Raw genomic sequence first — 12,081 nt, forward strand, 5'->3', positions numbered from 1 at the left:
CGCACGTCCGGGACGGCTTTCGGTGCTTTGCCGTCCGGGGACGGCTGCGTGCGCCGTCAGCGCCTGGCGTAGGCGCGGATCACCTCCTGGGTCAGCGTGCCGCCCGTGCCGTCCGCGGCCTTGACGCGAAGCGAGACGTGGTCACCGGTGCCGCGGCCGAGGGTGGCCTCGTAGGCGTTGCCGCCCTTGGCGCGGAGCCGCTCGGCGGCACGCCAGGTCGCGCCGTCGTCGTAGGAAACCTCCAGGGACACGTCGTTGATCGCGCTCGTCGCGGCCCCCTTCTGGTGGTACACCCGCAGCCCGAGCTTGTCGGACGAGCTCCTGTTGCGCAGGTCGGACGGGATGTCGTAGTCGGCGAACAGCAGCGGGAGCACCGTGGTCGCGGCACCGCCGGGGCGCTGCGAGCCGAACGTCCACACCGACCTCGTCCGGGTGGACAGTTTCGCCCAGGGGGCGCGCATCTCCAGGTCATACTCCATCCGGTAGGTCGCGGCGGCCTCGGGGATCGCGATGGTGCCGATGGCTTCCTCGTTGGTCCCGGCGAGCAGGGTGTCACCCTGGTAGACGCGGAAGTCGGTCTTCGTGCCGTTCTCGATCGGCTCGGTCCGGGCGGGCCCCATGTTGCCGTGGGCGTCCGCGAAGCCCTGCAGGTTGATCGAGACCAGGTTGCCCTGCCTGCGTATCGGGTCGTTCAGCGGGACGCCCGGGAGGATCGGCTGCTTCAACCAGTCGAGTGTGGTCCGCTCGCCTGGCCGGTAGGAGCGTACGTCCGGCGCCGCGAGCATGGTCCTGGAGATCGCCGGTGGCTGCCATTGGGCGTTGTAGTGCGGCTCCGGTGTGATGACCGACGCGGACCATTTGACGCCGGGATCGGCCGTGATGTAGTCGGCCCTGGTGAAGGGCGTGCGCCGCACCGGACGCGAGAGGTCGAACGCCGTGTCCTCCCATGACTGCTTGCCGATGCGCGTCTCGGCGATGACCGTGTTGCCGGTCTGCTGGGTGCGGAACGTCATGTCCACCCTGGCCATGGATTTGGCCCGCTCGACGTATTCGAGCTTGTCGGGGACGCGCCCCTCCTCGCGTGGGTAGACGTCGTAGGCGTAAGGGCTGGCCACGACGCCGGTGGCGGCGATGGTGACCGGCAAGCGGCGCATCCGGTCAAGCAGCTGCCTGCCCTCCTCATGCGTCAGCCGTACCGTCGGGACGGAGAGCTTCTCGCCCGCGCCGGGGAACGCGCCGTCTATGCCGGGGGTGTCACTGTAGACGGCGACCATCTTGGCACCGGCCGCGGCGGCGGCGTTGGCCTGGGCCGCGACCGTGACCTGCGGGTCGCGGCGAATCAGCGCGAGCCTGCCGCGCAGGTTCACCCCGGCCAGGTCCTTCGCCTCGGCCCGCTTCGCGTCGGCGGCGCGCAGGATCGAGGTGCCGTCCAGGCGCGGGTACTGGGTGGAGTCGTCGCTGAACCACACCGGGTCGTAGTACTCGGGGCGAAGTTCGACGCCCGGGGTCTTCATGGTGATCTCGGGTGCCTCCAGCCGCCAGCGGCTGGCGACGCCGAACTCGCCCTTGGTGACGCGCTCGGTGGGCTGGATGAAGATCCGCTCTTCGAGGTTGCCGCCGGAGGAGAGGTAGAAGTCGACACTGTCCGGCCCCTTCTCGGGGGAACGGTGCCAGCTCACCTTGGACGCGGCCCCCGGGTTGCGGTGCGTGCCGTGGTCGGGGGTCGTGACGAGCACCTCGGTCGCCTTGCGGGCGTCGAGCACGATCTCGGTGTCGCCGGTGACCTCCACCTCCGGGTCGCCGACCAGGCTGCCGTGCAGCACGCTGCCGCGGTCGTTGTTGTACGGGTCCTTCGACGGGTGCATGGTCTCGACCCGTCCGAGGACCGAGTAGGTGCCGGGCAGGACGAGCAGGCATTGACCCGACTGGTCACCGGGGCAGTACTGGACGGGGTCGTGCGGCATGGTCTTCCCGTCGAGGCCGCCGTCCGCCAGGTTGACCACATTGGCCACGGCACGAGTGGCCCGGCCGTCCCTGGCGATCGGGGTCATCTGCAGTCTCAGCCGCTTGAGCTCGGCGTTGCCGGTCAGCAGGGTCCGCAGGGTCCCGCCGGCGCGCGAGGTGGCGACCAGTTCGGCGCGCTGAGGTCCGGCCGCGACCTTGGCAGGGTCAAGGGTGACGGTCACCTGTGCCTCGCCGCCCGGGGGCAGGGAGAGTTCGGCGGGGGTGACGGTGAACGCGCCGCCCGCCGTCAGGTCGAGGACGACCTGGGCGGACCCGGGGTTGCGGTACGTCATGGTCCGGGTGACGGGCTCGCCATCGGGCATCACCATCACCCCGAAGCCGAGAGAACCCGAGGAGGCGACGGCCGGTCCGGCGAGCGCGGCGGCGACGTCCACCCTGCCGGCGCCCTGCCGATCCGGTGTGACATCCGCCGTCGGCTTGGCCGTACCCATCAGCAGCGACTTCAGTTCGGCGGCCTTGATGCCCGGCCTGGCCTGCCTGAGCAGCGCGGCGGCCCCGGCGACGTGCGGGGCCGCCATCGAGGTGCCCGACATTCTGGTGTGGGTGTCGCCCACCGGCTCACCGAGCTCGGTGCCGTGAGCCCTGGCTGCGACGATCCCCACGCCGGGCGCGGTCACGTCCGGCTTGATCAGGCGGTCCAGGCCGACCGGGCCGTAGCTGGAGAACTCCGCCATCCGGTCCTCGGCATCCACCGCGCCCACGGTCAGCGCCGCCGGTGAGTCTCCAGGGCTGCCGATGCACGCCGCGCAGCCGTAGTTGCCGGCGGCCACGACGAACAGGGTGCCGTACCGCTCGGTCAGCGCGCCGATGGCGTCGGTGAGCGGGCCGCCGGGCTCCGAGCTTCCCAGGCTCATGTTCACGATCTCGGCGCCGGCCTCTCCGGCCGCCCACTCCATCCCGTCGATGGCCCAGGATGAGAGCCCGATGCCGTCCGCGTTCAGCACCCGGCCGTTGACGATCCGGGCACCGGGGGCGACGCCCTTGTGTTCCCCGACGCCTCCCACGGTCGCGGCGACGTGGGTGCCGTGGCCGTTCAGGTCCTTGGCCGAGTCTTCGTCGCTGAAGTTACGCTCGGCGGTGACCCGCCCGGTCAGGTCGGGATGGCTGGTGTCGATCCCGCTGTCCAAGATCGCCACGGTGGTGCCCGCGCCGTCGAACCCGGCCTGCCACGCGGCGGGCGCGTTGATCTGCGGCACGCTGCGGTCCAGCACCGGCTCGATCTTCCGGTCGAGCCAGATCTTCGCCACCCCGTCGAGCGGACTCGCCGCCTTGGTACGAGGCGCGGCGGCGAGCTGGGACAGCGCACCGCCGAACTGGGCCGCCTGGTCCTTGGCCAGGGACACGCCGGCACCATTCAGGCTCTCCAGTGCACGTACCTGTTTGACCTGCGGGATCGCCGCCTTTGTGGCCTGTTCACGGTAGGTGAGGATGAGCGGGATCGAACGCGCCGCCGTGTCGGCCTGGCCCTGCTCGGCAAGCGCGGTGACGTTGAACAACTCGGGGTCCAGGCGCTCCGGGATCAGGTCCAGCATGTCGCCGGGGTAGACGTAGACCTGTCCGCCGCGTTCCTGGATGTGGAAGCCGGCGGGCAGGACTCCCTTCGCGCGGGGCGCCGGGGTAACCGTCGCGGTGCTGCGATCGTCGGCGGCCACGGTGACGTGCACCCGGTCCCCGGTGATCAGGGTGATGTCGTGGGTGCTGGACTTCGCGGCGCCGAATTCGGCCTGCGGCACAACGGTCCGCGCGACCGCCTGCCCGGTGAGCATGGTGGAGGCCACCGCGGTGGCCAGGCAGACGGTCGTGACGGATACGGTGACGGCGGGACGGCGTAAGCTTCGTTTTCGGTTCCGGAACCCCATATGGCAGCATCCCTTAATTGGCAATAACGGCTGTCCAATTCGTAATCATCAGATCAATTGATGTCTACGACCTTTGCTGGCGACAAGTGGACATGTCATGAATCAGACAGGGAGGACGGCGTCGGCCCTAAGCTCGGCCCTGCTGGCCGGATCCAGACGAGGGCGGGGAAATGACGGAACGGCGATTGCTGGAGAGCCTCGGAGTCGGGGGCGCCGAGGAGGTGACATACCGTGCGCTGCTCCGGCACGGACCGTCCACCCTGAGCAGCCTCTCCTCGGAGACCGAGGTGTCGGTCACGGCGATCCGCCGGATGCTGCCGAGGATGGAGAACCTCGGCCTGGTACCCGGGTCGCGGGCAGACCGCTCCGGCTGATCGCGACGCCGCCCGACCTCGCCGTCGACATCCTGGTGGCCCGCCGCCAGGATGAGATCACCTTGAGCATGACCGCGGCGGCGCTGCTGGCCGCCGAGGTCTCCGACCACGGCGGGCACCCGGAGGAGGTGCTGGAGGTGGTCACCGGGCGTGACACCGTCGCCCGCCGGTTCCTCCAGCTCGAACGCAACGCCACCGAGGAGTTCCTGGTGCTGGTGCACCCGCCGTACGCGGTGGACATCAGCGACGAGGAGGAGAACCAGCGGCGCAGCCGGTCCCGGGTGCGAGCCGTCTACGGCCCGCTCGCGTTCGACGAGCCGAAGATGCTCGAACACACGCGCCGCGCGATCGAGGACGGCGAGCAGGCGCGCTTCGGCGAGGCGCCGCTCAAACTGGCCATCGCCGACGGGCGCACCGCGATCCTGCCGCTGGTCTCCGAACAGGCGAAGGCTGACGAGCACGCGCTGGTGGTACACCCCTCGGCGCTGCTCGACGCGCCGCTCGGGCTGTTCGAGGCGCTGTGGCACTCGGCCGTCCCCCTGCACCTGGCACCACTGCCCGGCGGTGCCGACCCCCAGTTCGAACCCGGCACCCGGCTGCCGCCCTCGGACATCGAGGTGCTCACGCTGCTGGCCACCGGCATGAAGGACGACGCGATCGCCAGGCAGCTCCTGCGTGCCCTGATGGTGCTGACCAACATCGAAGTCACCCGCTGACCACTACCGGCAGACGATCAAGGATCATGATCCAGACCCGCCACCAGCGCGAGCACGCCCTACCGGACTCACACCACCCCACCTGACCAGCAATTTCAGGATGGAACTAGCTCAGTGCGAGCGTACGGCCGGCGTGCCGGATCACGTGCGTGTTCGCGGCGAAGTCCGTGGCCGGGTCGACGTCGCCGGTCCGGCCGGGGCGGCGCGGCTCCCCGAGCCGGTCGGTCACGTCGGCCGAGCGCACCCACCGGTTGCGGTACCACTCGGCGCGGCCGTCGCGGAGCCGGATGCCGTGGATCATGCCCTCGCCGAGCATCCAGTGGTGGGCCGCCGGGTCCTCGATGTTCAACGGGTTGGGGCCGTTACGCAGCAACCGCCCGTTGAGCTCCGGCGGGATGCGCCCGGACACGGGCAGGTCGTACGCGGTGACCTCTTCCTTCACCGGCGCGAAGGGACCTTCCAGGTAAGGATTCATGACGAACGTCCTTCGGTGAGGTTGTGACGTCACCGACCTTCGCCGAGATGGCTGACGGCCCGCGTACCGGCCGCTGACGAGGTGGTCACCGAGCCCACCGGCTTTCCGCGACAGGTCAGTGGTGGCCGAACCGACCGAGGCGCGCGCCGGAGATCAGGCGCGCCCCATCCTGGATGATCATGTCCGATGGCCTGAGAGGAGGCCGAAAGGCTGCGACACGGTTCAGCGCAGGTCGTATGGGACGTGAAGAGCATGGGGAAGGTCACCGATGATCCGGGCGTCGAGTCGCACGCCCGTCTCCAGCTCGAGAACGGTCAGCATGACGGCCCGCAGGTAAGTCGGGTCCGCCCCCTCCTCGTCATCGGCTTCCTCTGCCCGGAGATAGCGGTGGAACAGGTCGGCGTACTCCGCGAGAGGCCCTTGCCGCAATGCCTCGACCATGCCCTCCCCCGCTTCCTCATCGGCACGTGATTCCTCGTCCCAACTACCGCCGCCGCCGTCACGGCGTACGTAGGCGAACATCAGGTTGTAGAAGTCCCACTGCACGATTCCGTAATCACATCCTCTGGCGAGAGCGTCTCCGCCGCGAAGAAAGCGGCCGACCCCTGCCTCGTCGAACGTGACAACGGCCTGCCCGGCCTGCCCGATGAGGAGGCACCCCTCCTCGGCAAGCGTGTCGTGCCCCTCCGCGGGGAGAAGTGATTTCTCATGCATGCCGATGCGCCGAACAGCCTCGTCGACGAGGAGAGGCGTGATCACGGTGTAGCAGAAATGCTCCCGGTATTCGATCAATTCGTGATAGTAAGCAATGATGTCACGGTAGCGCGAGGGAATGTCGTCGTACATTGCAACCTTTCTTCATAGGCAAAGGACAGGGGCGCCTCCGAGAGGCTGAGAGCCTGCCGGGGTCACCCGTTGTTGCCGATCCGTCGCACTCCAGGGCTGACAACCTGGAACCGTCCCTCAACAGAGAATCTGAAAATACCCGCCGATCGATGACTGCGGCGAGCACTTCATCGACATCCACTCCGCCCGCCAGGCATATGACGGTGACATCATGAAACGTAGACAGGAAACAATTCGAGCCCATGACAACCATCCGCCTCAGTGCGATTTACAAGGCGATCGCCCTCGCTTTCACAGCATTGGCCTTGACATCATGCAGCACGCCCTATTGGGAGAAGATCTATTTCACGACACTGTCCGATGATGAGTTGACCTTGACAACAAATGTGATCTTCGGAAATCCCGACAAGAACAGCACACCCTGCGAGCGAGTCACAAGGGCGGAAATATCCGAATCCTCCTCCAAGGTGATCATCAGGGTTCAGGTGAGCGAAAGCGCCTGCCCCCAACCCTGGCCCTGGGAAAAGGTCACCACCCATTCGATCGGCTATCTGCATCCCGTGCAATTCAGGCTGAAGAAGCCACTCGCGGGGCGGACCGTCGTCGACGGTACAAGCCGACGAGCGATCGGAGTCAAGCGATCGACGGATTTCCCCTGACAGCCACCGGGGTACGGAGGTGTCGCGCGCGGACGGCAGCACGCCAGAGGTCCGCACCGCGCACACGAAGGCCCGCTCACCGGTCATCGGGCGGGACGTGGCGGGATCCTCGGATCCCGCCGTTCTCCCCCGGCCGGGCTCGGACAGCGCGCAGTCGCTCGCCGAGGTGACCGGGCCGCGCGCCTGGTCCGCCACCGGAAGCAGGCAGAGCACCGCGACCGGCGCGAGGCACGCCGCGACCACCCGGTACGGCGAGCGCCGGGCCAGGCCCCACCCGTACAGGGAGATCAGGATGAGCGCGGACGCGACGAAGGCCGCGCTGTGCCACAGCGGCGAGACACCGAAGGCGAAGTCACCGCCTTCCCCGGCGGGATGGAACATCCAGTCGGGGTACAGCCGCCCGCCCACGTACGGGAAGGCCATTTCGCCCTTCGACAGCTCGGCGGCGGTGTAGGACCCGGTTTCCCGGGTTGTGGCCGCAGTGACGACCCCGACCACGGCGGCGACGAGCAGGACGCACACCGTCGCCCACACGGAACGGCGGGTTCTCCGTGTCACCGCGGCCAGGACGAGGAGACCGAGGCCACCGACCCCGACGAGGAGGTCGAAGGACAACCACAACTGCGTCAGGTGCGCGAGATGCGCGCGGACGGCGGACTCGACCGCCCCTCTCGGCCCGATCCAGAACGGCATGCCGTGGGCGAGGTTGACGGCCACCGGGAGCAGCGGCAGCACGACCACGGTGACAGGTAGCGGCCACCGTCCGAACGGCGCCTTGACCGGAACCGGCCGCTCCCGCCGTCGTACGGCCTTCGCGCGCGGGCCGGCGAGATCGTGGGCGGACCGGGCCAGCCACACCGGCAGCAAGACGTTGAACAGGAGGTAAGCCACCGTGAAAAGGAGCTCACCACTGTAGGGGAGGCCGAACGTCATCGGTATGGCGAGAAGCGGAAGCGTCATGCACGTGGCCCCCGACCATACGGTGCCCCTCCCCCAGCGACCGTCCCTGGCCTGGGCGACGAGGGTGAGCAGCATCCAGAACGCCCAGACCAGCCCATCCAGTTGGACGAGCTCGAAGACGTTCTCGACCGACTGGGAACCGAATTCGTCGGACACCCCTTCCCCGATCGAGCCCAGCACGTCGAGTGTCCCGACCACGAGCGCGGTGAGCCGCAGGACACGGGAGGCGCCGTCCAGCACCCGGTAGAACAGCACCACGAGAGCGAGCTGACCGATCTCGACGACGACGTACGCCCCCTGGGGCAGATCGGGCCCGAACTCGGAGATCAGATTGGCGGCCAGGCTGGCGTAGAGCACCACGCGCAGCCGGCGGATGTGCCTTCCCGCTTCGCCTGTCTCTCCGGCCACCCGCCCGCGCAGGATCTGCCACAGGGCCCAGCCCTGCACCCCACCGGCCAGGACCAGGGGAAACACCTGCCACCTCGGGTTCTGGTCCGGCCACGGCCCCTCCCAGTGGAACACAAGCCCCCGGAGGAGGTCGCCGTCACCGATGACCAGCGTGATGACAGCGGCCACGATGATGGCGGTCAGATACCCGGCCGCGACGAAGGCTGCGAAACGGCCGAAACGATGGCGGCGCACGTGCTACTTCCCTGGGGAGTGAGAAAAGGGATCAAATAGGCGAAGCGCCCAACCATAGCGACTCACTCCCACGAAGTCGATCTTCCAATCGTCATACGACGAACGGGATGCGGTGTCAGCGATGCATGCTTCCACACCTGTTCTACCGTTTTTTGACCAATCCCCAGAACCTGGGGTTATCTGTAACGACGGATGAAAATCACTCATTCTGGAACTAGGGTGAAATAACCAAAATAGAGTGAGGGGGAGTCGATGTCGCCGGGAACGGGGCCCACGTCGCCGGACTTCACCGGAATCGACCCCGATCTGATGCGGAGCTTCGTCACCGCGCTGGAACGCGGTCGCGACGTGATCGGTGAGCAGTCCGAGCGGATCCGGCAGCTGCTCGCGGCGGCCGAGGTACCGGCGGCGGGGCTGGGGCCGATCAGGGAGATCGACGGCTGGGTCGGCGACGAGCTGCCGAAACTGCGTGAGCGCCTGGAGACGATCAACCAGGACCTCCCCATGATGGGAGACGCGCCCCACATCCCCAAGCAGGGCTCGATGTGGACCGGCGACCCGCTCCAGGACCCGTTCCAGTGGGGGCTGCTGCCCTACGACGAGAAGACGGGAAAGTCCCCGGCAGGCAACGCCAAGAAGGGCACCGACCTCGCCGCCGAGTTCAGGCGTCTACCCGAGCTCTCCCCTGGCCGGTCCAACGCCGCCTACGACCGGATCCTCGACAAACTCGCCGACGGGCAGAAGGACGCCTACCTCACCGCTGGTTTCTTCCGGTCCCTCGGCCCACAAGGCATGATCAGCATGATCAGCCGCCTGGAGAGGTACGACAAGAAGGCGTCCGACAAGCACCGACAGGTCATGGGCGACGCCCTGGCCACGGCGGTCGGCGCGCAACCGGCCCTCCTCGGCTCCGCCTGGCAGGCCGGCAATCTCAAGAAAGCGCCGGACCACGAGCTGACGTCCCTGCTCCGGCACGGCATGTTCCCCACCGCGTGGCTCACCGAGATAGCACGGAGCAGGGTGGGCAAGCCGGTCGGCGACGGCGACGGCTCCCGCCCCCGGCGCTGGGAGACCGAACTCGCCCCGCTGCTGCCCGCCCTGGCCAACAACCCCGACGTGGCCAGGGGCCTGTTCAACGCTATGTCCCGCGAAGATCTCAGAGACCTGTTCACCGAGCTCAACCGCTTAGGAACCCTCAAAACCTACGTATTCCCCGTGTGGGGGACGGAGCTCCCGAAACCCTCCTGGCGGGGGCCGAAGAGCATGGACTTCGAGACCGGCGCGGAGTTCGGCCGGATGCTCGCCGCCGCAGGCGGGGCCTACGAGAAGGGCCCGCACAGCCCCGAGGCCGCGAAGTTCGCCTTCAACGTCATGACCATCATGGGAGACCTCAAGGACGCCGACGGCACCTCGGACACTCCGGCCACCCCGATGGAGGTCGCGCCGAAAGCCAGGATCTTCATGTCGACGCTGGCCGGCGCCTACGCCGCCGAGATCACCGAGGGCGCGAACATCGGCGACGCCAACATGATCGAGGAGAGCACGCTGAAGCCCTTCACCTCGGCCTTCGGCATGACATCGGCGTTCACCCTGAGCCCGAAGGACACCTACCGCTTCCTGAAGACCTTCGCCGACTCCCCGGCGAACCTCGCCCCGTTCGACCGGGCGATGGGCGGCCTCTCCCAGAAGCTCATCGCCGACGCCTCGGAGAAGGCCCGGCGTACCGGCGACGTCGACCACCTGGACCGGGTCTTCACCGCCCTGGGCAACGTACGCGGCTTCGAGCTGGGCGCCGTCGAAAAGGTTCAGGGCAACCTGGACGCGATCGACAAGCAGCAGAAGGACACATTCAACTTCTTCCGCGACGCCACCATCGGGCTGGTGAGCATCTACGCCTCCCCCGTCAAGGCTGCGGACTTCGCCTGGTACGCGCTGAGCACCAGCTTCTCCGGCTACGGCGCCTTCATCGAAGAGGACAAGACCCGGATGGACCAGGTGACCAAGAACGAAAGAACCGCGACCCTCGGCCGCCAGCACACCTACGCGCACATCCTCATGGCCAACGGCTTCGACCTGAAGGTGACGCCCGCCGAGTTCCAGGCCACCTGCCCACCGGGCGTGGCCATCGCCGACGCCAAGGGCAACCTCAAACCATTCTCCGAACTGATCAAGCAGGGGAACGAGGGGCTTGAGGCGTTCGAAAGGTGGGCGGTGCTCAACGGGATGGGCAGCAGGGAGAAGCTATCCATAGGAAAATTGTCCGATGACACTGCGAACTGGTTCGAGGGCGGCAACAAGCGAGGCAGAGAACGCAGTCTGGCGTTCGACAGTTAGCTCATGAGATCGGCAAGCACTCGGTTTCACCGCTGACTGCGTACTGCCCGTTACCTGGCGATTCCAACGTCATCCTTGTCTTGTACTTGTCGTTGGCAAGCTTGAGAGGAGCGTCACCACGATCTTCAACGATGCGATAGTCAGCCACTCCGGAGAGTGAGCCCAAAAGGAGGGTATTAAGACTGTCCGCTCTCCGCGTCTCCGCTCCATCTTTACCAGTGGCCGCAAAAGTGCGCTTGGCCTTACCTTCACCACAGGGAATATCACGTCCACCAGAATCAGTGATTTGGACATCCAAAGCATGGCGTCCCTTCATCAAGTCGGTGATGTGTATTTTGAGGGTCTCCCCCGCTTCGGCCGCCGTGGGGCCGCTGTCCCCGCATCCGGACACCGTCAGCACCACCGCCACGCCGACCAGGATGCCGCGCCATACAAAACGTGTCATGCATTCCTCCGGGACTGGCCGAGGTGCTGTAGATCCAATAATGTCCAATAGTCCGCCTGATGTATCGGCATCCGAAGAGGGATATATGAATCCTGGCCCGGAAGGTCTGGTGCCCAACCCGCGGCGTCAGGTGCTGGAACAGACATTGGTAGAGGTCAAAGCGAGAGTCGCCATCCTTGAGGCCGCACTCGACCCGGCCCACGGCCAGTTCACCGGCCAGTCGGTGTGGGTGGGACCGAAGGCCAGGACGTTCACCGAAGATCTCACCGCCCGCCGTGCTCGACTACGCCAGGCGGCCAAGGCGCTCGTCGAGGCGCTCGAAGAGGAAATCCAGTCCGCCCCCGCGAAGGTTCAGCCTTCCGCCGCGCGGCAGTGACGCGCCAGGCTGGACATCCGGCCGCGAGCCGACGCCGCGACATACGTCACGCCTCGTGATGCGCGACCAGTTCGCCGAAGTCATCGCCCTTGATCCTGTCGAGGAAGCCGTCCCATTCGGCCGAGGTGAAAGCCAGCATGGACCCCTCGGGGTCCTTGGAGTCGCGGACAAGGACGAGCAGGTCGACGTCCGAGCCGGGCTCAGCTTGGGAGGTACCGACGAGGGTGACTTCGACGCAGTCAGAGCCGTTGCCGCTCAGCGAGCTCTTGCGCCAGACACCGACCTCGACGCAGTCTTGACCGTTTCCGCTGCGTGAGCTCTTACGCCACGTCACCTGGGACAGTTCCGGTGTGGACATTCCACATTGCCT

10 protein-coding genes are annotated in these 12,081 nt (G+C 67.2%); 4 read left to right on the forward strand and 6 right to left on the reverse strand.

From position 1 onward, the window contains the following. Positions 1–56: 56 nt before the first annotated feature. Positions 57–3,884 (reverse strand): S8 family peptidase, encoded by a 3,828-nt coding sequence (locus tag OG587_RS44235; RefSeq protein WP_329084841.1) that lies wholly within the window; start codon positions 3,882–3,884, stop codon positions 57–59. 170 nt (positions 3,885–4,054) lie between these two features. Between OG587_RS44235 and OG587_RS44240 the strand changes: the two genes are divergently transcribed. Together OG587_RS44240 and OG587_RS44245 are read left to right on the forward strand one after the other, a co-directional pair. Beyond that, a complete protein-coding gene (locus tag OG587_RS44240) occupies positions 4,055–4,258 on the forward strand; it encodes a helix-turn-helix domain-containing protein (RefSeq protein WP_329084843.1) in 204 nt (67 codons plus the stop codon). A gap of 62 nt (positions 4,259–4,320) precedes the next feature. After that, positions 4,321–4,974, forward strand: coding sequence for a hypothetical protein (locus OG587_RS44245; RefSeq protein ID WP_329084845.1), 654 nt, complete (start codon positions 4,321–4,323; stop codon positions 4,972–4,974). A 106-nt stretch (positions 4,975–5,080) separates the two neighbouring features. Here the strand turns inward: OG587_RS44245 and OG587_RS44250 are convergent, their stop codons facing one another. The 3 genes from OG587_RS44250 to OG587_RS44260 all read right to left on the reverse strand — a co-directional run bounded on the left by OG587_RS44250 (position 5,081) and on the right by OG587_RS44260 (position 8,556). Then, positions 5,081–5,449, reverse strand: a complete 369-nt coding sequence (locus OG587_RS44250; protein WP_329084846.1) for a carotenoid oxygenase family protein — start codon at positions 5,447–5,449, stop codon at positions 5,081–5,083. Between the two features lie 222 nt (positions 5,450–5,671). Continuing rightward, positions 5,672–6,295: a hypothetical protein gene (locus OG587_RS44255; RefSeq protein WP_329084848.1), complete on the reverse strand. Its 624-nt coding sequence runs from the start codon at positions 6,293–6,295 to the stop codon at positions 5,672–5,674. Positions 6,296–6,606: 311 nt separating this feature from the next. Beyond that, on the reverse strand, positions 6,607–8,556 hold the full coding sequence (locus OG587_RS44260; RefSeq protein WP_329084850.1) for a hypothetical protein: 1,950 nt from the start codon (positions 8,554–8,556) through the stop codon (positions 6,607–6,609). Between the two features lie 252 nt (positions 8,557–8,808). Here OG587_RS44260 and OG587_RS44265 point away from each other — a divergent pair, with 252 nt between their 5' ends. Next, entirely contained in the window at positions 8,809–10,890 is a 2,082-nt protein-coding gene (locus tag OG587_RS44265) for a hypothetical protein (RefSeq protein WP_329084851.1), read from the forward strand. A 1-nt stretch (position 10,891) separates the two neighbouring features. Here OG587_RS44265 and OG587_RS44270 read toward each other — a convergent pair whose 3' ends face one another. Next, complete coding sequence (locus tag OG587_RS44270; protein ID WP_329084852.1) at positions 10,892–11,335, reverse strand: hypothetical protein; 444 nt, start codon at positions 11,333–11,335, stop codon at positions 10,892–10,894. 85 nt (positions 11,336–11,420) lie between these two features. Here OG587_RS44270 and OG587_RS44275 point away from each other — a divergent pair, with 85 nt between their 5' ends. Then, complete coding sequence (locus OG587_RS44275; protein ID WP_329084854.1) at positions 11,421–11,711, forward strand: hypothetical protein; 291 nt, start codon at positions 11,421–11,423, stop codon at positions 11,709–11,711. 46 nt (positions 11,712–11,757) lie between these two features. On the opposite strand, the gene OG587_RS44280 is transcribed toward OG587_RS44275, so the two are convergent. Continuing rightward, positions 11,758–12,069 (reverse strand): DUF397 domain-containing protein, encoded by a 312-nt coding sequence (locus OG587_RS44280; protein WP_329084855.1) that lies wholly within the window; start codon positions 12,067–12,069, stop codon positions 11,758–11,760. Positions 12,070–12,081 lie beyond the last annotated feature (12 nt).

Origin of the sequence: Streptosporangium sp. NBC_01469 (assembly GCF_036227305.1) — a bacterium.
In the GTDB taxonomy this organism is placed as follows: Bacteria; Actinomycetota; Actinomycetes; order Streptosporangiales; family Streptosporangiaceae; genus Streptosporangium.

What these genes read in the sequence shown, in the direction of transcription:
- OG587_RS44280 (WP_329084855.1), bottom strand. Translation starts at nt 12,069, where the DNA reads ATGTCCACACCGGAACTGTCCCAGGTGACGTGGCGTAAGAGCTCACGC.
- OG587_RS44275 (WP_329084854.1), top strand. Translation starts at nt 11,421, where the DNA reads ATGAATCCTGGCCCGGAAGGTCTGGTGCCCAACCCGCGGCGTCAGGTG.
- OG587_RS44265 (WP_329084851.1), top strand. Translation starts at nt 8,809, where the DNA reads ATGTCGCCGGGAACGGGGCCCACGTCGCCGGACTTCACCGGAATCGAC.
- OG587_RS44270 (WP_329084852.1), bottom strand. Translation starts at nt 11,335, where the DNA reads ATGACACGTTTTGTATGGCGCGGCATCCTGGTCGGCGTGGCGGTGGTG.
- OG587_RS44255 (WP_329084848.1), bottom strand. Translation starts at nt 6,295, where the DNA reads ATGTACGACGACATTCCCTCGCGCTACCGTGACATCATTGCTTACTAT.
- OG587_RS44250 (WP_329084846.1), bottom strand. Translation starts at nt 5,449, where the DNA reads ATGAATCCTTACCTGGAAGGTCCCTTCGCGCCGGTGAAGGAAGAGGTC.
- OG587_RS44235 (WP_329084841.1), bottom strand. Translation starts at nt 3,884, where the DNA reads ATGGGGTTCCGGAACCGAAAACGAAGCTTACGCCGTCCCGCCGTCACC.
- OG587_RS44240 (WP_329084843.1), top strand. Translation starts at nt 4,055, where the DNA reads ATGACGGAACGGCGATTGCTGGAGAGCCTCGGAGTCGGGGGCGCCGAG.